Source organism: Ureaplasma rhincodontis, assembly GCF_057537535.1.
This window is the reverse complement of record NZ_BAAKAX010000002.1, coordinates 1-24,941: the sequence shown is the minus strand read 5'-3', so window position 1 is coordinate 24,941 and position 24,941 is coordinate 1. Positions and strand designations below refer to the sequence as shown.

Here is a 24,941-nt window from a genome sequence, read left to right as displayed (position 1 = left end):
GTTTAAATTATTTTTTTCTGAATAGGCGCTTTGATTAAAAAAGCATTAACCGTTTCTATGTTATTTGGTCTTATTTTATTAAGTTCTGATTTAGTAAATGGTTTTCAATTCATACCATCAGATATCGTTTTTATGTTAGAAGATTTGTTTGTATTTAATACATGATCCATTACATAAGACATTCTTCTTGCTTGTGTAATTGTTCCTATTGGGCCTCATGAAGATTTATACATCATATTCATATCTAACGGAATAACTCTAGATTGTATTCCAGGAGTTTTATTAGTTGATTTTAACATCTTAACAATTTTATTTGTTGAATTTGGTTTATCAGTTCATTCGTAAATAGTTTTTCTAAGTGCTTTTTCATCTTTTTCACTAAATAAATTAGAATCATAAAAATAGAAAATAAAATCAGCAGTTCCTTCAAAGGCAGCAGATAGTTTGTTAGAAATTACAGCATTTCCTTTGCCATCAGTTTTAGCTGAACCTATTTCATATCAATTATCAAATGGAACATAATATTTATCATTTTTATCTTTATTTGGTTCAGGAAATCTAAAACCAAATCCTGGTAAGTTAGTATTTTCTGGATCACTATAATAAACAGGATGAAGCGCAGGTTGCTCCATTATAAATTCTTGACCTTTTTCATCTAATTTATTAATTGAATTTAACGTAAATTCATTTTTTATAAATAAAGCGGTTAAATTTTTATCTTTAATGTTTGTTTTAAATAAATTAGTTAATTTACTTACATAATCCGCAATAGATTTATTAACCCCAGTTGCATAATCTAAGAAAGATGTTGGATTTGGTTTATTAGTGATTTTATTTTTTAATCAAGTGAATGAATCAAAAGAATAATTTGTTTGTTCAAAAGATTCTGCAAAAGCCTCAAATACTTTATATGGATCGTTAAATCAATTATAAAATTGACCAAGATCTTCTTGATTTGTAGTTTCACTTAATCCCATTTCTGTATTGAAATTGGGATCTCCTAATCTTGTTTTTTGTTCATCATTTAAAACAACACCAGTTTTTGAATTAATAACTGTAGGTTTAAAAGTTTTATTTCTTAGCTGATCTATATCATTTCTATCAGAAAAAACACCGTTCAAAATAACCTTATTTTGAATAAGTTTTTTTAAATCTCCAATATTAGCTTCATTAAACAGAGTTGTTTTATCTGAAACAGTACTATTATTATTTAAATTTGCTATTTTATTAATAACAGATTCAGTTAAAGTAGTAGGTAAATTATCAGCAGATGTTGCAATTGTATTAATACCTAATTTTTCATATTTTGATGGTTGCTCTTTAAAGGAATAAATTTCTGGATTATTTGTTAAGTTAGTGTGTTCTAACATATATTTAACTACATGATCAGTTCCTTTTGCATTATATGTAGTATCTTTGTATCTTTCAATATAGTCTGCCTGAATTCCCATGGCTGCTGTTGAATCAATAGTATTAAAGACAGATGTTAAATATTTATCTTTAGTTATGGTTTTGTTTTGACTTAAACCCACTGACAAACCAATAGTAACAGCAACTATTGATATCAAACCTAATGGGATTAAAATAGTTTTTAATTTCATTTTAATTTTATGCTCTCATTATTTTAAAAATTTAGTTCTCGTGTGCGAGAATTCTTTTGAAAATTAAATGTATAGAACCATCTATTTTAAATTGTAAAAAGTTGATTGTTTGGAATGAATTATTTATGTTAAATAGTTCTAATAAAAAAAGTATATAAGAAAATAAATAAGAGTGTAAAAATTGATATCAATTTATTAATTTTTCTTTTTCTAATAAATAGAATATTATCTATATGTACTATATTAAATAACTATTTAAATTAATATGTAATTTAAAAAATATTTTTGTTATACTTATATAGTGTTAATTTTTACCGTGGCCACATAGCTCAGCGGTAGAGCAACCGGCTGTTAACCGGTTGGTCGCAAGTTCGATCCTTGCTGTGGCCGCCATATGGCTCGTTGGTGAAGCGATCAACACACACGCCTTTCACGCGTGCATTCACGGGTTTGAATCCCGTACGAGTCACCATATAACATTAAAACATACCTATATATTAATATATAGGTATTTCTGGAGTTTTAGCTCAGCTGGGAGAGCATCTGCCTTACAAGCAGAGGGTCGGGGGTTCGAGTCCCTCAAGCTCCACCATTAAGCCGACATAGCTCAATCGGTAGAGCAACTGACTTGTAATCAGTAGGTTGAGGGTTCAATTCCTTTTGTCGGCACCATATAAAAAACGCATCTTAATTGATGCGTTTGTGCTCTGTTAGCTCAGTTGGTAGAGCAACTGACTCTTAATCAGTGGGTCAGGGGTTCGAACCCCTTACAGAGCACCACGCACCCGTGGCGGAACAGGCAGACGCGCTAGACTTAGGATCTAGTTCTTAACGGAGTGGGAGTTCGATTCTCTTCGGGTGCACCATTATAATAATTAGTAATAAATAAAATAAAAGACTCTTGTCTTTTATTTTATTTATTGTTAAAAGTATATCAATTAAAATATAATATAAACATAATTAAAAACGGGAGAAAACCATAATGGAAGTAATAACAATTGTTTGCGCTGTTTTAGGTGTGCTAGCAGCTATCATTGGATTGCTATTGTCTAAATCTGGTTCTAGTGGTGGATTGGCTTCACTTGCTGGACAAGATTTAGAGATTTTTAAAAAAACTAAAGATAGAGGTATTGTTAAAATACTTCAAATAATATTATTTATTATTTCTATAATTCTTATTATTGTTTCTGTAGTGGTTCATTTTGTAATTTAAAAATGTATCAAGAACAAGACAAACAACTATCAAGTTTAGAAAAAAAGATAGTAAGCTTAATAAAAAAAGAAAGAGGCAAACCAATTCCGGTTGGAATTGTTTTAAAAAAATTACAAAACGATAATTCATTATTGCCTAAGAAAGATATCTTTAAATCTATTGATTTTTTATTAAAAGAATTCTACTTAAAGAAATCTTTTAAAGGATATCTTTTAATAGATTATATAGACGCGCCTAAAGACATGTCCACTATCAAGATGGGTACATTATATTTGAACTCACATGGTAGCGGAATTATTAGAGAAACATTAGCAGATAATTCTATTTGTTCTTATTTTGTTCATCAAAAGCACCTAAATGGCGCAATGGACAGAGATCAAATAGAATTTGTTAAATTAATAAAAGAACCTAGAAACGGTTTATATGATGCTGCTATTGTTAATATTTATGAAAGAAACAAAACTTACTTTGTTGCTGAAATAATAAAAAATGATGATGAAGAACTAGTGGCTGTTACTGATAATAAAAAAATATATCAAGAAATAATTGTTGATGATATTGAAACTCTTGTTGAGGGTTATAAAGTTCTTGTTCAAGCATATGAGATTAACAAAAAAACAATAAAAACAACTATTAAAAAAATAATAGGTCATGTTAATGATGTTGGTGTTGATATTATGTCTGTTGTTGATGACAATGGAATATTATATGAAACGCCAGAAGAAGTTAAAGATTATGCTAATAGTTTAAACTTCAATATAACTGACAAAGATCTTAAATTAAGAAGAGATATTACAGACAGAAAAATACTATCTATCGATCCTAGTACTTCGAAAGATCTTGATGATGCTGTTTATGTTAAAAAGCAAAAAGATGGAACTTTCTTTTTAAGTGTTAATATCGCAGATGTTTCGCATTATGTAAGAGTTGATAATCCCATTAATGAAGATGCTTTTAATAAAGGAACTTCTGTATATTTGGTAGATAGAGTAATACCAATGCTGCCACATAAATTATCAAATGATTTATGTTCATTAAACGAAAACAAAAAAAGGTTTGCAATCACTTGTGATTTGATAATTGATAATAATGGAAATTATAAATCTATCGATCTATATCCAAGTATTATGATGAATCATAAAAGATTAAGTTATGATGAAGTTAATGATTATTTAAAAGACAATAATTCATTGAATATCGAAAATGAATATAAAGAAATTTTAAATGATTCATTAGAATTACATAACATTCTTAGAAAGAAAAAGAATGAAAAGGGATATGTGGAATTTAAAATACAAGAACCAGAAATTGTTCTTGATGATAACAACTTCCCTATAGATATAAGAATTAAAAAAAGCGGAACAGCTCAAAAAATAGTTGAAGACTTTATGGTTGCTGCCAATGAAGCAGTTACTATAAAATCATCTCAATTAAATATGCCATTTATTTATAGAACTCATACTCAACCAGAAGAAAAGAAAATAAAAAATTTTTTAATCGAAACTTCTAAATTATTATTTAAGATAATATTTGATAAGAATGAAGAAGTTACATCAAGACAAATCTCTAAATGAATAAATGATAATAAGAATCATATTAATTTTAAACTTCTTAATAAACTATTATTAAGATCAATGCAAAAAGCCAATTATTCAACAGATAATCTTGGACACTTTGGTTTGGCCTTGGAAAATTATACTCATTTCACTTCTCCTATTAGAAGATATTCAGATTTAATTGTTCATAGATTATTCTGAATGTATTTATTTGATAAAAAATCATATACTGATGAACAAAGAAATAAATTATCAAATGAACTTTCTGATATTTGTGATCAATGTAACAAAACAGAAATTGCTGCTGTTAAAACAGAGCGCGATGTTAATTCAATGAAATATGCTGAGTATATGACTAAACATATTAATGAAACATTCGAAGGACAAGTTTCTACAGTTACTTCATTTGGTATGTTTATCGAATTAGAAAATACCATTGAGGGATTAGTATTAATAAGAAGTCTTAAAGATGATTTTTATCAATACGATGAAGAAAACCTAATCCTAATTGGCAAGAAAACAAACAAAAAATATTCATTAGGTACAAAAGTTAAAGTTAAAGTTGTTAATGCTAATAAGTTAGAAAGAAAAATCGATTTAGAGATAGTCGATTAGGAAAAGTTATGAAAAACTTATTAAGTAATAAAAATGCTAAAAGAAATTATTTTTTAGAAAAAACTTATGAAGCAGGTATAGAACTTAAAGGGACAGAAGTTAAATCAATTTCTAAATCAGACGCTTCTATTAATGAAGCTTATATTAGTTCTAAAAACAATGAATTATTTATTATGAACATGCATGTTCATCCTTTCTTTGAAGGAAATAGAGAAAATCAAGATCCTTACAGAAAAAGAAAACTTTTACTTCATAAAAAAGAAATAATAAAAATTGATTTTTTAATGCAAAAAGAAGGATATACATTAATTCCTGTTAATGTATACTGAAAGAATAATAAAATAAAGATGACTATAGCTTTAGCAAAGGGTAAAAAACTTCATGACAAAAGAGAAGACTTGAAAAAGAAAACTCTTTCAAAAGAAATGAAGAAAAACATTTATTAATTTTCAAAAGGAGATATTATGTGATTCTTAGTAAAAAGAGAACTTAACAATAAGAAAAATATTTTTCTATTGTTAGGTGCTCTAGCATTATTTTTAATAAGAACTATAGCAGATATTGCTATGCCGATTATTCTTATTTACATGAATAAAATTATTGAACAAGTTTATTCTGGTGTAAATGTTGAAGGCCATTTAACTACTCAAAATGGAGTTATAGCCGCAACAATCTTAATAGTGATATTGTTCTTCGTAGGTATTGCTAGTTTTGCCACTGGTAGTTTTGGAAACGTCTTAGGAGCAAAACTTAATGCAAATATAATTAGAAAAATCAGAATGAATTTATATAACAAAATTCAATACTTCAGCAATTCTGATTTTGATAATTTTAAAACATCTACTTTAATTACAAGAATAACTACTGATTTATATTCTCTTGAAACCGCTTTTAATTTAGTGTTTTCTATAGGATTAAGATCATTGATGTTATATCTTGGTGGAATAATAGGAGTTGTTGCTTGTGTCGTTAGTCCAGAACTTAGAGGACCAATGCCACCAGAAGCTGTTCAAAATCTTTGAATAATTCCTGTAACAGTTTTCTTGTTTAGCATCCTTATGTTAACAATTGCTGGAATATTAATTATCCGTGGTTCTACACTATATGGTAAAAGCATCTTAAAAACAGATAAAGCAAATAGCGTCATGAGAGAAAACATTCTTGGTGTTAGAGTTGTTAAATCATTTAATCTTCAAGACGAACAAATTGAAAGATTTGAAAAAACAAATAAAGACTTAACAAGAAGTTCAACTAAAGCTTGATTAGTTTCTCAACTTGGTTTTCCAGCAGTTACTTTTGTTATGAATGCTGCAATGGTAGCAGTTATTGCCATTGGTAAAGCAAAAGGAACATTATTAGTTGGAAATGTTATGGCTCTTATTCAATTGATTTCAATAATGATGATTGGTCTAATCTTATTTATTGTTGTTGTTGGACAAGTTGCTTCTGCTAATGCTTCTTCTAAGAGAATTAAAGAAGTTACTATTTATGAACCAAAAATTGATTTCTCAAAGACAACTGAAGAAATCAAAAATGGTCAAATCGTATTTAAAAATGTTGATTTTAAATATACTGAAGATAGTGAAAATGTCTTAAGTAATATTAATCTAACAATTAAAGAAAACGAAACAGTAGGTATCATTGGCGGAACTGGCTCTGGTAAATCAACTCTTGTTAATTTAATTACAAGAGGTTATGATGTAACCAGCGGAGAATTATTAATATCTAATAAAAACGTTAAAACAATTACTAGAGATTCTTTAAGAGATTCGATTTCTATTAGTCCACAACTTGTTACTCTATTCAGTGGAACTATTCAATCTAATCTTGAATATGGAAAATCATTATCAGAAATTATGCAAAAAGAAGGAGTTTCAGAAAAAGAAGCTCAAAAAATCTTAAATAAAGAAATGACTAAGGCTACTAAAATAGCTTCAGCTTATGAATTTATTCTTAAAAAAGAAGCAATGTTTGATAGCGTTGTTGAACAAAGAGGAAAAAATTTCTCTGGAGGTCAAAAACAAAGAATTTCTATAGCTCGTGCTTTAATCAAAGATTCAAAAATATTAATATTAGATGATAGTACTTCTGCTCTTGATATGATTACAGAAAAAGAAGTTCAAGAACAAATTAAAAAAGAAAAAAACAAAACAACAAAAATAATGGTTGCTCAAAGAATTTCATCAGTTAAACTGGCTGATAAAATTGTTGTGCTTGATAAAGGACATATTGTGGGTATTGGTAAGCATACCGAATTATTGCAATCATGTAAAACATATAAAGAAATTGCTATTTCACAACTAGGTGAGAAAGGAGTTAAAAATGAAATCAAAAATGGATAATTTTGTGCATTCAAAAGATTGTTATGAAAAACTTTTTAACGCCGCTCCTGAAGATTTATTAGAAATGTATGTTTCTGAAGAATTGAATCTTGAATTTATTTCGGATGATATTTATAAATGACTAAACAAAGCAAAGAAAAAGCGCGCTGCAAAAGTTGCTAAAGAAACCCTTAAGGGCGTTTTCATATTTATGAAATCTTATAAGTATTCAATAATATGAATGATAATAATAAACTTATTAGCTACTGGTTTAACGATTGGTGGAATATTCTTATTACAAGAATTCCAACAACTTTTACAAACAAAAGGACAACCAGACACTTGAATGACGTTATCAATTGGTGTTGGTGTATTATTTGCTGTTTATATATTAACTCTTATATTTGGTTCTATTCAAACATGAGGACTGGTTAAAATTTCACAACAAACGGGTGAAAAAATTAGATCTGCATTATTTGAAAAAATACAAAGACTGCCTGTAAGTTTCTTTGATAGAAATTCTAGTGGTGATCTTATGTCTAGATTTACTAATGATGTCAATAACGTTACTAAATCACTAAGTGAAAACTTTGGTCAATTATTAACTGCATTAAGCATGGGAATAGGAATGACTATTGGTATGTTCATTATGTCTCCTATACTTGCTTTAATTGCTTTCGCAATGGTTCCTATCATGTTATTTGTTATGTTGAAAATTACAAAAAGAGCTCAACCTCTTTATAAAAGACAACAAACATTAATAGGAAAAATAAATGGTTTTTCAGAAGAAATGATTTCTGGACAAAACGTTATCAATTTATTTAATCATCAAGAAAAAATTAAGAAAGAATTCAAAAAACTTTCTGATGAAACAACAGATGTTGCATATAAAACTAATAATTTAAACTCATATATATTCCCATGAGTTATTTTCTTTCAAAACTTTATCGTATATTTTGTTACATTTATGGGAATCATTTTAATAATTACAGATTCAGGATTAATAAGTCCAATCTTACATCCTGATTTACATATTAATACACCACAACAAGATCCCAATTTTATGGCGAATCTAACGACAACTATAACAATGCTAACCACTTTCTCATTATTTTTAAGAAACTTTTTACAGCCATTTACTCAACTTTCAAATACATTGGCTTCTATTCAAGCTGCGTTTGCTGGCGCCTCAAGATCTTTTGAAGTATTCGAAGTAAGTGATGAATTCAATGAAAATGAAAAACTAATATTAAAACTTGTTGATTCAATACAATCAACAAGAAAACAAAATCTAGAAAACAATAACAATGAAGAAAATGTTGTAATAACAGAGTCGAACTTAACTATTAAAAATCTTGATTTCTCATATTTACCTGAAAAACAAATACTTAAAAACATCAACTTAAAAGTTAAAAAAGGACAAACTATAGCCATAGTTGGTCCTACTGGTTCTGGTAAATCGACAATTATCAACCTATTAACTAAATTCTATGACATAGAACATGGAGACATTTTATTGGGTAATAAATATTCTATTAAGGAAATCACAAAAGAATCAATGAGAAATAACGTTTCTATTGTTTTACAAGATACTTTCTTATTTAATGAAAGTATCAAAGATAACATTAAAATGGCAAATCTTAATGCAAGTGATGAAGAAGTTATAGAAGCAGCTAAAATAGCAGAAGCAGATGATTTCATTATGAAAATGCCTAATGGTTATGATACAGTTCTTGATGATAATGGAGATGGTCTTTCATTAGGTCAAAAACAATTGTTAGCAATTGCTAGAGCTGTCTTATCAAGATCTGAAATTTTAATACTTGATGAGGCAACAAGTTCTGTGGATACAAAAACAGAAGCCAAAATTCAAAAAGCCATGATGAATCTTACAAAGGAAAAAACTTCTTTTGTTATTGCTCATAGATTATCTACAATCGAAAAAGCGGATGTTATACTAGTACTTAAAGATGGTGAAATTATTGAACAAGGAAGTCATAATAAATTATTAGAAATAAAAGGTTTCTATGCTAATTTATATAATTCTCAATTTACAAAAGGCGTAATGGAAGAAGAATAAGATCTTAATAAATTATGTTAATTAAAAATATAAAAGAAAACTTTCAAAATAGTTCTTGATGGGATTTCTTTAAAGAGGAGATAAATAAAGATTATTTCATTAACTTGAATAGTCTTTATACAAACTCTAAAGATACTTTATTTCCTGAATATAAAAATGTTTTTAGAGTCTTTAAATTATGTTCATTAGAAAACATTAAGGTTTTAATCTTTGGACAGGATCCATATCATACTCCTGGAGTTGCTGATGGAATTGCTTTTAGTACAAAAAACAAAAAATGTCCACCAAGCTTAAAAAATATATTCAAAGAACTTGAATTAGAATACAAAACAGAAAAAACAGATACAGATTTAGCTTCTTGAGTTGAACAAGGAGTTTTCTTGATAAATACATTATTAACTGTAAAACAAGGAATTGCAATGTCTTGCAAAGATTGAGGATGAGAAATATTTATTAATAATTTTCTTGATTATATATATGAACAGGAAATAGTGTTTGTTCTTTTGGGCAATAAAGCATTATCTTACAAAAACAAAATAAACAAAAAGAACACAATTTTGTGTTTCTCTCATCCATCTCCTTTCAGTGCTTACAAATCTTTTATTAATTCAAATTTGTTTAAAAAAATAAATAAATTACTAGAAGAACCAATAAAATGATTTTAAAAAAACAAGTTGTTAACTTGTTTTTTTATTTTATTACAAAAGAAAAACGTATGACTATTGAGCGGTGGGTCATACGCCTTTAAGTGAGATAAGATATCTTCATATCTAATATTCATTTCAATTATTAATCGAAATAAACATTTTTCTCTATCTAATTATACACATAAAGAGCAAATTAAATAAAATAAATAACAATGTTTTTTTAAATTTAATGCCTATTATAAGCACTTTTAAACAAATACTATGAAATTTTTAGAATTATTTACATTAAAAAAAGAACCAACAAAAGCTGATTCTTATTTTTGGGTTTTTTGATATTTTAAATATCAAATAGAGAAACCCAGAGTAATTGCTAGGTCATGAAATTAACACTCAAACTATATTTTCCGAGAACACAATTAAAGGGAGATAATTTCACTTTCTCTACACTTATTATACATAAAAAAATAATAAATTATTAAATTTCTATATTTTTAAATATGACATTTATAATTATTAAGTGGATTATTCCACAACATTTAAAATGGAGGAACCCAAAAACACTCAAACTATATTAATTTTTACTTTTCGGTTCTTCCGGAAAGGAACAAAAATGGACAGAACAAATAAAATAGTGTTAATAGTAATTTTAACAATACTCATTCTTTTCATTTTCTAAATTACCGAGAACAAAACCCAATCATTGATTGGGTTTTTATTTCGCTTGAAATAAAAAATAAGTTGTTTTTATTTTTTGTTTTCAAGTAATTTAATTTCTTTTTTTGAAAACAATAATGCAGGAATGGGCAGAATTGCGAATAAATTGATTATTGCAAATTTCAATTGTTTACTTCTTTTTTTATCTTTTTTAATTATCAATATCATTAACAAACTTGAAATAATATTAAAAATATAACCAAAAACAAGAAGAACAATAAAGAATTTTGCAGCTATTCAATAAGAAGCTTTTTGTCCTTCTGTTACTAATATGCCATTAATATTATTAGGATTTTCAAATGCCCCAGAAGAACTTTGATTAATTAATATTTCAGATAAAAAATAAATAATTACAGTAAATATAATAAACAATATAAAGGTCATTATTAATATAATAGCAACCTTAGATAAAATACTAATTATTTTTAATTTTGAAATTTCGCTTTCTTTTATTCTTATTGTTTGATCTTTTATAATATGTTTAATTTGATTTAATTTGTTAGTTTCGTTATTCATAATTTTATCTCACTATTTTGTACCGAAGATTCTATCTCCGGCATCTCCAAGTCCAGGAACTATATATCCCTTTTCATCTAATTTTTCATCTAATGAAGATATATAAATATCTACATCAGGATGTTCTTTTTGAAGTGCCTCTACACCCTCTGGTGAAGCAACAATTCCAACAAACACAATTTTGTGTTTTGAAGAACCTTCTTTTTTAAGTTCTTCTTTTATATAAGATATTGCATCAATAGCGCTGTTACCAGTTGCAAGCATAGGATCTAAAACAAATATAGTAGCTTCTGTAAAATTAGCAGGCATTTTGTAATAATATTTAACAGGCTTTAGGGTTTCTTCGTTTCTATATAAACCTATATGACCAATAGATGCGTTTGGCAACAATTCTTTAGCAGCATCTACCATTCCTAATCCCGCTCTTAAAATAGCAACTAAATTTATCGGTCTATTTATTTTTTGGGCAACATAATTTTTAATTACAGGAGTATTAATTTTAACTGAAACTGTTTCAAGCTCTTTAGTGGCTTCATACATCATTAATTGAGTAAGTTCTTTTAATGATTGTCTAAAAATCATTGTGTTTGTTGAAATCTTTCTCATTCTTGTTAATTTATCCTTAACTAGTGGGTGATTAATTATATGTATCATAATGATGTTGCTCCTATTCTTTACATTTAATTTTACTAAATAATAAAATATAGTTTAAAGTAGATTATGTAATTTTGTCTTTTTTTATAGAATTTATAGAAATATTTAAATAATTTGTAAAAAAGATTCTTATATATTAAAAAATCTCACTATGAAATGAGATTTTTTGATTAATTTATTTTGAATAAAGAATTTTTTTAAAATTGTTAAATTCAACATCTTGCTTTTCATCCCCAAGAATGAAGTGTTCTCTACATCTTGGTTCATAATGTTCAGTATCACCAATAAGAATAGTTGGAGAGTTAAAAGCTGCTGGTTTTTTATTTACAAGTCTCTGACTAAAGACAGCAAAGTTTCCACAGCTCGCACATATAGAATGAAGTTTTTCGACTTCATCAGCTATAGCCATTAAAGCAGATATAGTTTCAAATGATTTGGCTCTAAAATCTTTGTCAAGACCTGATATTATTATGTGATATTTCTCTTGAGCTAAAAACGTTACAATTGGAATCAAATCTAAACTGAAAAATTGTGCTTCATCTATTGCTATTACTTTTATTTTTTGATTATTTTTAAGATATTCTAAGATTTCATTTTCGCTAGATACAGTAACAACATTTGCTTCTGTTCCATTTCTAGAACGAATCTTTTCAGTGTCTCTTGTGTCAATTTCTGGTTTGAAAGTAACAAAATCAATATTTGCAAATTTGAATCTATTAAGTCTTCTAATAAGTTCTTCTGTTTTACCAGCAAACATAGGACCACATATTACTTCTATTCCACCAGTCGAATAAGTTAATTTTTTAGCCATAAATATTAAACATTAAACTTGAAATTACAAATGTCTCCATCTTGTAATTTATAGGTTTTTCCTTCTAATCTTATTTTACCTTTTTCTCTAGCAATTGTTTCATTTGATGATTCAATTAAATCATCATAAGAAACAACATCTGCTTTTATAAATCCTCTTTGGAAGTCGGTATGAATTATTCCGGCACATTCAGGAGCGGTCATTCCTTTTTTAAAGATTCAAGAATGAATCTCTTGCACTCCGCAAGTAAAGAATGTTGAAAGACCAAGCATATCAAAAGAAGTTTTAATCATTGATTCAAGACCAGTATATTCAAGACCCAAATCAAGCATGAATTCATTTTTAGTTTCTTCATCTAATGAATTGATTTCATTTTCAATCTTTATTGAAATAGCAATTAATTTTTCATTAGTTTCAGATAGTTTTTCATGCAAAGCTTTATAGTGATTGTTGTTTAGTGGTTTTCTAATATCTTCTTCAGATATGTTTGCAATATATAAACAAGGTTTAAGAGTTATTAAATTCAATGATTTAATAATCATTAATGAATCTTCATCTAGATTTAATTCTCTTGCTGATTTATAATTCTCAAGTTGTTTATGCACAACTTCAAGAACAGAAAGTTCTTTAGCAAGTTCCTTGTCTCCAGATTTAGCTTTTTTCTTGATTCTGTCTATTCTCTTAGAAACAATATCTAAATCAGAAATTATCAATTCTAAATTAATGATTTGCATATCTCTAATTGGATCGATAGTATTATACTCATGTGTAACTTCTTTATTTTCAAAGCATCTTACAACATGACAAATAGAATCTACTTCTCTAATATTTTGCAAAAATTGATTCCCTAAGCCCTCGCCCTTAGATGCGCCTTCAATTAAACCAGCAATATCAACAAATTTGAAAGTTGCTGGAATTATTTTATTAGAATTGTAAATGTCTTTTAATTTTTTCAAACGAGTGTCTGGTAAATTGACAATTCCCACATTTGGTTCTAATGTTGCAAATCTATAATTTGCAGCTAATACATTTGAATTTGTTAATGTATTAAATAAAGTTGATTTACCGACATTAGGTAAACCGACTATTCCTGTGTTCATACTCATAATTAAGCCTTATTTATAGAATTAAATAATTGAAATTTAGTTTTGCAAGTTTGTTCTATTGCTTCTTTAGCTAATTTTAAATATTTTCTTGGATCATAAACTTCTTTTGAATTAATATCATTGTTTTTTGATAAATAATCAATGATAGCAGAACTAAACGCCATTTGACATTCAGTGTTCACATTAATTTTACAAACGCCTAATGAAATAGCTTTTTTGATTTGTTCATCATCTATTCCACTACCACCATGTAAAGTTAATGGATGATTAGTAAGATTTGAAATATTTTCTAAGTGTTCAAAATCTAGACCTTTTCAGTTTTTGGGATAAACGCCATGTATATTTCCAAATGAAGATGCAAAAATAGTCATCTCAATATTATTAGTGAATTTTAAACAATCTTCAACTGAAGATTTTGAACCTTCATTAACAATGTCATCTTCAACACCACCAATAGATCCCACTTCTAACTCAAGACTTATTTTCTTTTCAGAACAAATCTTAGAAATTTCTAAACTTTGCTTGTAATTTGTTTCAATATCTAATGAAGACCCATCAAACATTATTGAGCTAAAGCCAGCTTCAATCGCCTCATAAACAGCATCATAATTACCATGATCTAAATGTAAACATACAGGAATTGTAATATTTAAATCGCCAATTAAATTAATCACCATATCGTGTATTAATTTGTATGAACCCATATATTTAGCAGCCCCCATAGAAACGCCCAATATAATTGGTGTATTGTTTTTTTGAGAAGCTAATAAAACAGATTGTATTCATTCAAGATTGTTTATATTTATTTGAGCAATAGCGTATTTATTTTTATATGCATCTTCTATCATTTTATGCATTGAAACTAATTTATTAGAAAACATTATTTTTTATCTTCGTCTAATATTTCATCAAGATTATCAGAATCTGAAGAGTAAGTTAGGCTATCGTTGCTTAATTTTTTGTCATCAATGTCATGTCCAAAAGCATGTTCAACATCATGAACTTCTTCATGAGATTCTGGTTTTCCAAATTCTTCAACATCTATATGATCTTCATGAATTTCTGTTGAAAAATCATAAAGAGCATTTAATTGTTTTTTATATTCTGAAGAAGATAAGTTTTCTTTTAAATTTCACTTATTTTCTCCCATTAATATAAATCTAGAATCTTGCATTAAATCAACATACAGAGAACCTAATTGTTCTGTAAATTCTTCTTTTTTTATTTCTAATTCTTTTAATAATAAACTTGTAAGTTTATCAAATGTAAATTCTTTGTTTTTGAAATTGGTATTAGCTAAAGTATAAGCTGTATCAATAATATCTATATTCTTCATTTATTTTTCCTTATGAGTTTTACTTTATAATTTTAAACAATTTTTTAAGTTTAAAATTATTTGTTGTTTTCCTAAAAGATATATATTCTTTGCAAGTTCTGGTCCGTGTTCTAATTTTGTGGTAGAAATTCTTATTGGCATATATAAATCTTTTGATTTTTTGTTTGTGATTTTTTGCACTTCTTTAATTATCTTTTTAATTGTATCTTCATCAAAAGTTTCAGATTTTAGAATAAGATCATAAAAAGTTCTAATAACATCAATATTGTCATCCACTATTCTTCATTGTTCAACTGTTAATTTTTTGTTTTGATCAATGAATGTAGTTGTTATTAAATTATTAAGTTCGAGAGCTGAATGTATTTGTTTTTTGAACAATAATAATATATCATCTAAATTATTTCCTTGTATAAAGACACTTATTTCTTTTTGAATACATTTCTTGGCAAGTAATAAATAATCCTCATTTGATATTTTTTTGAAATATTCATTTGATATTCATTTAAGTTTATTTATATCGAATGAAGCTGGAGATTTAGAAATATTTTTGGTATTGAACTCTTTTGCCATTTCTTCTATTGAAAATATTTCTTGATTACTATCTGAACTTCAACCCAATAATAATAAGAAATTAGAGATTGCATTCGGAACATATCCATCTTCTATATATTCAGAAACAAATTGTTTTATCGATAAATTTCTTTTTGAAAGCTTTTTACCAGTTTCATCAACAATAATTGATAAATGACCATAAACAAATTCGCTCTTGAAATTCAATGCTTTTTTAATAGCTAATTGATATGGAGTATTAGATATGTGTTCTTCACCTCTCAATATATGAGTTATTCTCATATCATTGTCATCAATTACTACAGCAAAATTGTAAGTTGGTATTCCATTGGATTTCATAATAACAGGATCTGTTAATGCACTGCCTGGAATTGAAATTTTGTCTCTAATTAAATCTTTTCATTCAAAAGTTTCATCATCCTCAATAATTAATCTATAAACAAATGGTATTTCTTTAATTAAATTTCTTCTTATTTGTTCTTTTGTTAATTTTAGACATTTCTTGTTGTATCTAGGTGTTTTATGATTTTTAATTGCCTTTTCTCTATCGGCTTCTAATTCTTCTTTAGTACAAAAGCAAAAATATGCCTTCTTCTGAAATATTAGCATGTCTGCTAATAAATTATATCTGTTTAATTTTTCTGTTTGAACATACGGACCTAATAAATTATTTTTGAATATTGATTCATCTTCTATTATTTTTAATAAATTAAGATTGTTGATTTGAGACTCTATACCGTTTTCAACATTTCTTTCTGTATCTGTGTCCTCTATTCTTATAACAAAATCACCATTATGATGTTTTGCAAATAGATAATTAAACAAAGCAGTTCTTGCTCCTCCCATATGTAAATAACCTGTTGGAGAAGGAGCATATCTAGTTCTGATTTTTGTTTCATCTATTTTATTTAATTTATCAAAAGCAATTATTATGCTGCTCATACCACTAATGACAGCAAATCTTGTTTTATGAAGTTCTTCATAAAATAGTTTTCTAAAATCATCATTAAGATTAAATAATACATTTGTTAGATTGTTATGAATTGAAAAATCAAAATTTCCACTTTCTAAACTTTCTATTATTTTAGAAAATTCGAGATTATTTGTTTTCTTGAAATTCATTTTATAAATAGCATTATACAATTGCTTAGCATTAAATGAAATTTTAGAATCAATTATTCTCATTTTATAGTTGTTAATATCAATGTTTATTTCTTCAACTTCTTCACCATAATTAGTTAAATAAGCACATTCATACTCTGATAAGAAGAAAGGGATAAATCTAAAATAATCTTCAGCTATTGTTCTAAGATCTAAATCATTAATATCTAAGTTTTCAATTTTAAATATCTCTCTTATTATTAAAGCAATTGTAGAAGATAAACAATAGAAATTTTTAGAGCCGTTATTGTCGGTTTTTATTTTTATAAGATAACCATTATTAATATTGTGCTCTTTTTTTAAGTATGAGAAAATTTTATCTTCATATTTATCTTTGCTAAGATTATAAGATTTTTTTCCTGATTGATCTATTTCCAAAAAACGTAATTCTATTTTATTAGAATTGTTTTTTGTAATTTCAACTTCATTAAAATAATCTTTTGTTAATAATGAAATTGCTTTAAATTGAAAATTCTTTCTTTCATCAACAGATTTAATTTCAAAAGATAAATCTACTTTTCCGTACGCTTTATGAAACATTATGACTCCTTAAATAATAAGAATAAATTGTATATGGTTTTTGGACTTAATTTTTCTGCTCTAATATTATTGTTTATATCTAATTTATCAAGATTTTCTAAAATAGTTTCTTTTTTATAATTAGAAATAAGATTGTTAACTAAAGTTTTTCTTTTTTTGGCAAATAATATTTTTAAAAATTTATAAAAATCTTCATATTCTATATTGAAATCAACATTTTTTCTTTTCAATTTTAATATCGAAGAATTGACAGCAGGTTCTGGTATAAAGTTCTTTGGAGAAACATCAAATTCTAATGATGATTCAAAGAACAACGAAGACACAACGGCTAATGAACCATAATCTTTGCTTCCAACTTTAGCTATAACTCTTAAAGCTAGCTCTTTTTGCACCATTATTACAATACTTTTAATATTTTTAATTTTTATTAAATTAAAAATGATTTTCGAAGATATTGAATAAGGCAAATTCGCTATTACATGAGTTTCTTTTTTGTTTAATTTTTTATTAATATCAAATTTCAAAACATCATCATTAATAAGTTCAAAGTTCTTGTTTGTTGAAAAGTTGTTAATTAAGTGTTCTGCTAACCTTTTATCTAATTCAATACATAGGAGATTAAAACCCCTATCTAATATGATTTTAGTAATTGCTCCAAGTCCTGGTCCAATTTCTAAAACCAAATCATTATCTTTCACATCAGAAACATCTACTATTTTGTTTTTGATATTGTTATCAATTAAAAAATTTTGCCCCATTTTTTTGGAAGGAACAAAATTTTCTTTAATCAAATAACTTTTGGTTTCTTTTGAATTCATGAAATTAAGAAATTCCTAGTTTTGATAATTTAGATTCTATGGTTATATTTTTCTCTCTATTGCGCAGAATCAATTTATGAAGAATATAGGATTGAGCAATGGTGAATAAAGCATTAAAGAATCAGTAAGTACCAATACCAGCCGCAGATACAAATGAGACAACAGCTAAAACAATGGTCATGACAAGATTTATTTGTTTTGTTCTCTTCATTGCTTTATTATTTTTATCTCCAATAGTTACTGCTCCTCTTGATCTTTTCTTGGCAAGGTTTCTTGGAATTCATTGAGATAAGAATTGAGTAGGTATAACCAACATTAAGAAGAATATGTATGGTCATCCCGTGGTTGTAAAGTGATTAAATATTTCGTTCATTGGAGTCATAGTCATATTCCAAGCATTGAAAATAACTATAAATTTCAATGGTCTTAAAACTGTAACGACTCTATAAATAATTAAGAAGATGGGAAGTGTTACAAATATCTGCTCAAATGGGGCAAATGCCTTAATATTGTGTTTTCTATAAATTTCTTGAATTTCAGATTGTTTTTTTTGCCTTGATTGCTGATCTTTTGCATCTTTATATTTTGCATTAATTTCAGCAACTTTTCCTTGTACTTCCGTCATCCGCTCGGAATGAATCATAGATCTGGCAGAAACAGCTATGGTTATTATTCTAATTAATAATAAAACAATAAATATTCCTACTAAGGCATTAATACCAACGGGTCAATCTCTAGTTGCTCACATGAAGTTTAATAAAATTTGAGCAAAAGGTCAAACAAACAATCCATAAAATGGACCATAAGCCATTGTGAAATCACTAAATGGAAAATAAGAACCCGTTCCAGAATAAGTTAAAACAAATCTTGGGTCGTCAATTCCCAGAAATGGTGAGAAACCAATTTCTAATCCATTACCTGGTGTAGGCGCTGATATTGTTCATCATTCACTATATGATTGAAAACAACCATAAAGACCCATAACAAAGAAAAATAAATAGACTAAGACCTTTATTACTCTTAATGCGATCTTAATATATTTTTTCTGAGTTATTTTCTTCTTATCTTTTGGTGTATTAGAAATAAAACTTGGAATTATCAAGTTTTTTGAATTGGAAGAATTATTATTTTTCATGAAATCAAAAAACATTTCCGCTCCTATTATTTTATTTTTCTAATTAAATAACTAAATGAGTTTTCAATAAAATTGAAATCCTTATTTAGGTATTCGGGTTTTACCATAATTACAATATCAACAGTTAATGTCGAATTCTTTAAATTTTTATAAACAATATTTCTTAATTGTCTTTTTATTTTATTTCTAACAACGGCTTTCTTAGATATTTTTTTTGAAACAATAAAAGCTACTCTTTTCTTGTTCTCATTTTTTTTATAAAAAATTGTAAATTCTTTTGAATATATTCTGTTTTTTGACTTTAATACTCTAAGAATTTCTTCATTTTTTTTGATTGTAGAAATGTTGTTCTGCATAAATTTTATCTGTGTTCGTCTGAAACAGTTAATTTGTGACGTCCTTTTAAACGTCTACGAGCTAATTGATTACGGCCTTCGGGTGTTTGCATTTTTGCACGAAAACCATGAACTTTAACTCTTTTTCTTTTATTTGGTTGAAAAGTTCTTTTCATAAATTTGACTTCCTTGATTGATTTTTTTAAGAATGTAATTATTTATAATTTTCAATATGATTTAAATATTGATATAAATAATATTATACTAATAAAGTATAACATATTCGAGAATTTTTTACTACTAATATTAAAGAGGCAAATAAGAAAATGATTGATAACAAATGAACAATATTTTTAGACAGATTTGAAAAGAGAATTAATAACGATCAAGTTGTCAATGCCTTCAAGGAAAAAACTAGTTTTTTTGAATTAGTCAATGATACTTTTTACATAATAGTTGAGGATGAAGAATATTTAGATTTTTACAAAAATAATTTTTCAATTACTTCTAAAGAAATATTAGAAGAAATTTATGAAAAGAAAATAAGTGTTGAATTTGTTAAAAGATCTAATGTTGATAAGATCCCAAAACAAAAAAAAGAAAATGGACTTATTGGAAGGATTCAAAATCTTGATTTTGAAGATTATCAAGTTGGCGAATTTAACAAAGTTGCTTTTACTTTATTTAAAACTATATTAGATACCGACACTGCTCAATTTAATCCGATTTTTCTTTATAGTCATACAGGACTTGGAAAAACACACTTATTATCTGCATTCGCTAGAAAATATGTTGAAAAATATGAAAACAAATCAATCATGTATATTGATTCTCAACAATTCATAAAAAAACTATCAGAAATTTTCTCCAAGAAAAAACCCAGTAATTTTTTAGAAATATTCAAAAATACATTTTCAAATGTTGATATATTAATTATAGAAGATATTCAATTTTTATCAGATAAAACAAAAATGAATGAAATATTTTTCACAATATATAACAACTTAATCGTTCAAAACAAAATTATAATTATGACTTCAGATAGAACACCTGAAAAATTAGATGGTTTTCAAGATAGAATGATTTCAAGATTTTCTTCTGGAATCATTGTTAAGATTTCAGATCCTGAAACTGAAATATTAAAAAATATTTTAGAAAATAAATTAAAAAAATCTAATATTGAATTAAGTTCTGGAGCAATTAATAAAATTACTAATTTCTTTTACAAAGATATTAGAAAGCTTTTAGGAATCATTAATAACATAATGATATATGTTCTTCATTCAGGAAAAACCATAGTTAGTGAAGAAGATGTTATGGAAATTCTTGATTTGCAACATATAGCTAAAAAGAATAATCAATTCGAATTACACATTAATCCTCAAACAATAATAAATACTGTTTCTAAAATATATGGAATCAAGTCTCAAGACGTAATTGGAAAATCAAGAAAAAAAGAAGTTGTAAATGCAAGACATGTTGCTGCATACATTTTAAGAACTCATGTCGGAATGAGTTTTGGAGACATTGGTTCATTCATGTCTAACAGAAATCATTCAACAATGATAAGCGCTGTAGAGAATGTAAAATCTAGATGCGAAAGAGACGAAGATTTAAAGAATATGATAAACTCTATTATCAAAAAAATCTAATGGTATTTTGGATATATTATTAACAATATTGTTTATAATACTATAACAATAAGAGATTACAAAAACCATGATCAAAAATATATTCAAGAAAAACAAAATATTAAAAATATTAACTGCAATAACATCCCTAGCATTTGTTGGTAGTGTTGTTGCTATTTCTACTGCGTTTAAAGAAACAAAACAGAAAGTTACTTATGGTCATGCAGACCCAATGACACAGAATAGCTATGTTAGATACAATAGAGATAAAATTATTGATGCTAAAGGACAATATACAATAGTAGATGCTCTTAAACAAATTAATAAAGAAATAGGTCTTACTGTTGGAAAATCAACAGCAGAAAATGATCGTCAAATTGCTAATAATCAGTTACCACTGATGAAATATTTTGATTTTAAGTTTACTTTCCAAATCAAAGAATACAATGGGACACTTAGACCAAGTTCTATTTTTACTCATTTCAAAACATATATTTGAATAAATGATCCTAATGAATTTACATCATTAGTTGTTAATCCATATTTTTATCATCCAGGTCCTCCAATGAATGATCCAAATGGTGCAGCCGGTGAACCTAATGCAACTGGTACTTTTAGATTTGTTAATCTTAAAAAACCTCCAAATCTAAAACCTATTGAAACTCGTCCTCACGCAACCTATGATCTTAGTCTGAGTCCAGGAACTCAATATATAAATAATCAAATTGGTTATATAGACATTAATGATGATTATTTAACTGCTTCTCGTTATAAAGAACTTGTTGAAGATTACATATTCCCAGATTATATTCCAAGATGAGGATACAACGCTGATAACACACCAGCACTTGGTTCATATAGAGGAAAAAATAAATTATTTACAACTATAGATAAAAGTTCATGACGACCAAACAAAGATAGATCGGCTGTTACATTTTATTATTCTGCTGATTATTATGCTGCATTAAATTATCCTTTATATACAGTTCCTGAAACTATGAATTTACATATTGATGGTATCCACTTTGAAAAAACTTCACCGATTGCAAAAGTTACAATTATTTTCAATCCAAGAGGTCTTCCTCCAGAAGACATTCCACCTCCACCAATTCCTCCAAATACTGATAATTCACAACCTTCTGATAAACCAACAGATAACAACGGAAACTCTGGAGATACAAACAACAACCCAGGTGAAAGTCCAGACCCCAATGCTCCTGACACGACTCCACCAAACGGAAATCCAGATAGCAATCCGAACGATAACGCTCCAGCACCTGATGACAGTGGTAATCAAAAACCAAATCCAGATGCTCCATTAGAACCAGAATATAATCCAAACCCTGGAGATCCAAATCCTGATAATGGAGATAATAATGGTGTTGGTCCTGATGGTGGTGCTACTGATCCTAATAATCCTAATAATAAACCTGAGAACAATGAAAACAAACCTCCTAATCAAGATAACAATGGTTCGAGTCCAGAAGATCCTCCTATAGTTAATCCGCCACCAAGTGACAATCTTCCCAATGACAATAAACCAAATCCAGATAGTCCTTCTGATCCACAAGAAGGTAATAAACCAGATCCTAATGTTCCTAATGATAACCCTAGTGATACAACAAAACCAGAATCTGGAAATGACCCTTCAATAGACAATTCAAAAGACCCTACTGAAGAAAATTATTTAAGTACTTCTGATAAAATGTCGATGGGATTTATAATGACTCTAGTTTCTGCTTGTATAATGGGAATTATGATATTATTACTTGCATCTGTTATGTTATCTCCATTTGGTAAAAAATAAGCAACGTGCTTATTTTTTTATTATGTATAATATACAAGAATTAAAAACTGAAAATGAAAAAGAAAATTATTAAAAAAATATTTTTATTATTGACATTTAGTTCTGTTATCGGAACTACTTTTTTTCTTATAAACTTAAATACAAAAAATAACAAAGAAATCTATAGAGGTCCTATAAGAGATGGTAAATATGCAAGCTATAATGTTCAAACAACTATAGATGCTAATCAAGCATATACTGCTGCAACTATTATGAGACAAATATCGAAAGAATTTGTATATATAAAAAATAAAGAACCGACACCAACATTAATTAATTCAATAGACACTCCAATTTTTAATCACTTTGAATTCAAAATTAAAAGAAAAATAAGCATTTATGAAACTAGTATTTGATATAGTGATAGTTCCACTTTTAGTTCTATTAGTTTTGAATTAAAATTAAACGACGATCCATTTGTTGGATCTGACTCTTTAAATACTTTTAGATTTAAAAATCTTAAACCAACCAAAGGCGCAATTGGTGTTCCCACAAGAAAAGATGTTGTTTGAAATTTAGCAATACAACCTGGCGATAGCATGATTAATAATATCGATGGCTACGTTGATCCGTCTTTGTGATATGCAGAAAGCGCTTATAGATATTTTGCAAGAGACGTCGTTTTTGGAAATTATCAAGAAACTAGAAGACCAAACAATAGACTTCGAACAAGAGCAGTTAATTTCAAAGTTAATTCAAAGAAAACTGTTGTTGACTTTGATTGACGTGGTGAAACATGAGAATATGATGGAAAAGCGGGATTAACCGAAGCTCCATATTTAAAAGATTTGAATATTAATTTTTTTCAATTAATTCCATCTGAAAAAATAGCTCATATTACTGTTGTATTTGATCCAAGAGATATGCCGCCTATAGTAGAAAAACCAGAACCACCTATAACTCCTGATAATTCACAACCTTCTGATAAACCAACAGATAACAACGGAAACTCTGGAGATACAAATAACAATCCAAATGATACTCCAGATCCTAATGCTCCAGACATCACTCCACCTAACGGGAATCCAGACAGCAATCCGAATGATAACACACCAGCACCTGATGATGGTAATACAAATCCAGATCAAAATCCACCACCAAGTCCTGATTTTAATCCAGATGGAACACCGCCGCCTAATAATGGTGATGATAACGGTTTAGGTCCTGACGGCGGAGCGCCAAGTCCTGACGAAGAAAGTAATAGACCAGATAATAACGATCCATTACCACCAAATCAAGATAATTCAACTACGAATCCAGATAATCCTCCAATTGTTACTCCACCAGATGGTGAAAACATACCTAATGATAATAAACCAAATCCAGATAGTCCTTCTGATCCACAAGAAGGTAATAAACCAGATCCCAATGCTCCTAATGATAATCCTAGTGATACAACAAAACCAGAATCTGGAAATGACCCTTCAACAGACAACTCAAAAGATCCTACAAAAGATAACTATTTAAGTACTTCTGATAAAATGTCGATGGGATTTATAATGACTCTAGTTTCTGCTTGTATAATGGGAATTATGATATTATTACTTGCATCTGTTATGTTATCTCCATTTGGTAAAAAATAAAAATAAGCATTCTATTTAAAGAATACTTATTTTTTTATATTATTTAATGTATAAAAAAAACACCAATAATGGTGCTTTTTTTTGCGTGGCAATTTCCTATTCTCACTTGCGCTACCGTCGGCCTCATTGTGCTTAACTTCTGTGTTCGGGAT

The 24,941-nt window shown here is 27.4% G+C and carries 21 protein-coding genes and 6 tRNA genes; 15 read left to right on the top strand and 12 right to left on the bottom strand.

Annotated features, from left to right (window positions below):
• Positions 1–2 precede the first annotated feature (2 nt).
• The gene (locus tag AC27EK_RS02035; protein WP_487231689.1) at positions 3–1,601 is read right to left on the bottom strand and encodes a hypothetical protein; all 1,599 of its coding nucleotides are present in this window, start codon (positions 1,599–1,601) and stop codon (positions 3–5) included.
• A 318-nt stretch (positions 1,602–1,919) separates the two neighbouring features.
• On the opposite strand from AC27EK_RS02035, the gene AC27EK_RS02030 reads away from it, so the two are divergent.
• The 12 genes from AC27EK_RS02030 to AC27EK_RS01975 all read left to right on the top strand — a co-directional run bounded on the left by AC27EK_RS02030 (position 1,920) and on the right by AC27EK_RS01975 (position 10,051).
• Positions 1,920–1,994: transfer RNA gene (locus AC27EK_RS02030), tRNA-Asn, on the top strand.
• Positions 1,995–1,997: 3 nt separating this feature from the next.
• Positions 1,998–2,073, top strand: a tRNA-Glu gene (locus AC27EK_RS02025).
• A 44-nt stretch (positions 2,074–2,117) separates the two neighbouring features.
• Positions 2,118–2,193: transfer RNA gene (locus AC27EK_RS02020), tRNA-Val, on the top strand.
• A gap of 4 nt (positions 2,194–2,197) precedes the next feature.
• Positions 2,198–2,273 (top strand) — tRNA-Thr (locus AC27EK_RS02015).
• 32 nt (positions 2,274–2,305) lie between these two features.
• Positions 2,306–2,381, top strand: a tRNA-Lys gene (locus tag AC27EK_RS02010).
• Between the two features lies 1 nt (position 2,382).
• Positions 2,383–2,467: transfer RNA gene (locus AC27EK_RS02005), tRNA-Leu, on the top strand.
• A gap of 116 nt (positions 2,468–2,583) precedes the next feature.
• Positions 2,584–2,814 carry a preprotein translocase subunit SecG gene (secG, locus tag AC27EK_RS02000; RefSeq protein WP_487231688.1) on the top strand — a complete coding sequence of 77 codons (231 nt, stop codon included), beginning with the start codon at positions 2,584–2,586 and terminating at the stop codon, positions 2,812–2,814.
• Positions 2,815–2,816: 2 nt separating this feature from the next.
• Positions 2,817–4,985 (top strand): ribonuclease R, encoded by a 2,169-nt coding sequence (rnr, locus tag AC27EK_RS01995; protein WP_487231687.1) that lies wholly within the window; start codon positions 2,817–2,819, stop codon positions 4,983–4,985.
• An 8-nt stretch (positions 4,986–4,993) separates the two neighbouring features.
• Positions 4,994–5,431, top strand: a complete 438-nt coding sequence (smpB, locus tag AC27EK_RS01990) for an SsrA-binding protein SmpB (RefSeq protein WP_487231686.1) — start codon at positions 4,994–4,996, stop codon at positions 5,429–5,431.
• 18 nt (positions 5,432–5,449) lie between these two features.
• Positions 5,450–7,327 carry an ABC transporter ATP-binding protein gene (locus AC27EK_RS01985; RefSeq protein ID WP_487231685.1) on the top strand — a complete coding sequence of 626 codons (1,878 nt, stop codon included), beginning with the start codon at positions 5,450–5,452 and terminating at the stop codon, positions 7,325–7,327.
• Entirely contained in the window at positions 7,308–9,386 is a 2,079-nt protein-coding gene (locus AC27EK_RS01980) for an ABC transporter ATP-binding protein (protein WP_487231684.1), read from the top strand. The genes AC27EK_RS01985 and AC27EK_RS01980 overlap by 20 nt, the downstream gene beginning before the upstream one ends.
• A gap of 14 nt (positions 9,387–9,400) precedes the next feature.
• Entirely contained in the window at positions 9,401–10,051 is a 651-nt protein-coding gene (locus AC27EK_RS01975) for a uracil-DNA glycosylase (RefSeq protein WP_487231683.1), read from the top strand.
• A gap of 726 nt (positions 10,052–10,777) precedes the next feature.
• On the opposite strand, the gene AC27EK_RS01970 is transcribed toward AC27EK_RS01975, so the two are convergent.
• The 11 genes from AC27EK_RS01970 to rpmH all read right to left on the bottom strand — a co-directional run bounded on the left by AC27EK_RS01970 (position 10,778) and on the right by rpmH (position 19,905).
• Entirely contained in the window at positions 10,778–11,263 is a 486-nt protein-coding gene (locus AC27EK_RS01970) for a hypothetical protein (RefSeq protein ID WP_487231682.1), read from the bottom strand.
• 12 nt (positions 11,264–11,275) lie between these two features.
• The gene (gene upp / locus AC27EK_RS01965) at positions 11,276–11,917 is read right to left on the bottom strand and encodes a uracil phosphoribosyltransferase (RefSeq protein WP_487231681.1); all 642 of its coding nucleotides are present in this window, start codon (positions 11,915–11,917) and stop codon (positions 11,276–11,278) included.
• A 175-nt stretch (positions 11,918–12,092) separates the two neighbouring features.
• A complete protein-coding gene (locus AC27EK_RS01960) occupies positions 12,093–12,728 on the bottom strand; it encodes a thymidine kinase (RefSeq protein WP_487231680.1) in 636 nt (211 codons plus the stop codon).
• Between the two features lie 5 nt (positions 12,729–12,733).
• Complete coding sequence (gene ychF, locus AC27EK_RS01955; RefSeq protein WP_487231679.1) at positions 12,734–13,834, bottom strand: redox-regulated ATPase YchF; 1,101 nt, start codon at positions 13,832–13,834, stop codon at positions 12,734–12,736.
• A gap of 2 nt (positions 13,835–13,836) precedes the next feature.
• Positions 13,837–14,715 (bottom strand): ketose-bisphosphate aldolase, encoded by an 879-nt coding sequence (locus tag AC27EK_RS01950; protein WP_487231678.1) that lies wholly within the window; start codon positions 14,713–14,715, stop codon positions 13,837–13,839.
• A complete protein-coding gene (rpoE, locus tag AC27EK_RS01945; RefSeq protein ID WP_487231677.1) occupies positions 14,715–15,170 on the bottom strand; it encodes a DNA-directed RNA polymerase subunit delta in 456 nt (151 codons plus the stop codon). The genes AC27EK_RS01950 and rpoE overlap by 1 nt, the downstream gene beginning before the upstream one ends.
• A gap of 24 nt (positions 15,171–15,194) precedes the next feature.
• Positions 15,195–16,682, bottom strand: coding sequence for a glutamate--tRNA ligase (gltX, locus tag AC27EK_RS01940; RefSeq protein ID WP_487231846.1), 1,488 nt, complete (start codon positions 16,680–16,682; stop codon positions 15,195–15,197).
• Positions 16,683–17,440: 758 nt separating this feature from the next.
• Complete coding sequence (gene rsmA / locus AC27EK_RS01935; RefSeq protein WP_487231676.1) at positions 17,441–18,259, bottom strand: 16S rRNA (adenine(1518)-N(6)/adenine(1519)-N(6))-dimethyltransferase RsmA; 819 nt, start codon at positions 18,257–18,259, stop codon at positions 17,441–17,443.
• 4 nt (positions 18,260–18,263) lie between these two features.
• Entirely contained in the window at positions 18,264–19,394 is a 1,131-nt protein-coding gene (gene yidC, locus AC27EK_RS01930; protein WP_487231675.1) for a membrane protein insertase YidC, read from the bottom strand.
• Between the two features lie 26 nt (positions 19,395–19,420).
• Complete coding sequence (rnpA, locus tag AC27EK_RS01925; protein WP_487231674.1) at positions 19,421–19,750, bottom strand: ribonuclease P protein component; 330 nt, start codon at positions 19,748–19,750, stop codon at positions 19,421–19,423.
• Positions 19,751–19,755: 5 nt separating this feature from the next.
• Positions 19,756–19,905, bottom strand: coding sequence for a 50S ribosomal protein L34 (gene rpmH / locus AC27EK_RS01920; protein ID WP_487231673.1), 150 nt, complete (start codon positions 19,903–19,905; stop codon positions 19,756–19,758).
• 150 nt (positions 19,906–20,055) lie between these two features.
• Here rpmH and AC27EK_RS01915 point away from each other — a divergent pair, with 150 nt between their 5' ends.
• The 3 genes from AC27EK_RS01915 to AC27EK_RS01905 all read left to right on the top strand — a co-directional run bounded on the left by AC27EK_RS01915 (position 20,056) and on the right by AC27EK_RS01905 (position 24,789).
• Positions 20,056–21,381, top strand: a complete 1,326-nt coding sequence (locus AC27EK_RS01915; RefSeq protein WP_487231672.1) for a DnaA ATPase domain-containing protein — start codon at positions 20,056–20,058, stop codon at positions 21,379–21,381.
• Positions 21,382–21,448: 67 nt separating this feature from the next.
• A complete protein-coding gene (locus tag AC27EK_RS01910; protein WP_487231671.1) occupies positions 21,449–23,167 on the top strand; it encodes a hypothetical protein in 1,719 nt (572 codons plus the stop codon).
• A gap of 53 nt (positions 23,168–23,220) precedes the next feature.
• Complete coding sequence (locus AC27EK_RS01905; protein ID WP_487231670.1) at positions 23,221–24,789, top strand: hypothetical protein; 1,569 nt, start codon at positions 23,221–23,223, stop codon at positions 24,787–24,789.
• Positions 24,790–24,941: the final 152 nt, after the last annotated feature.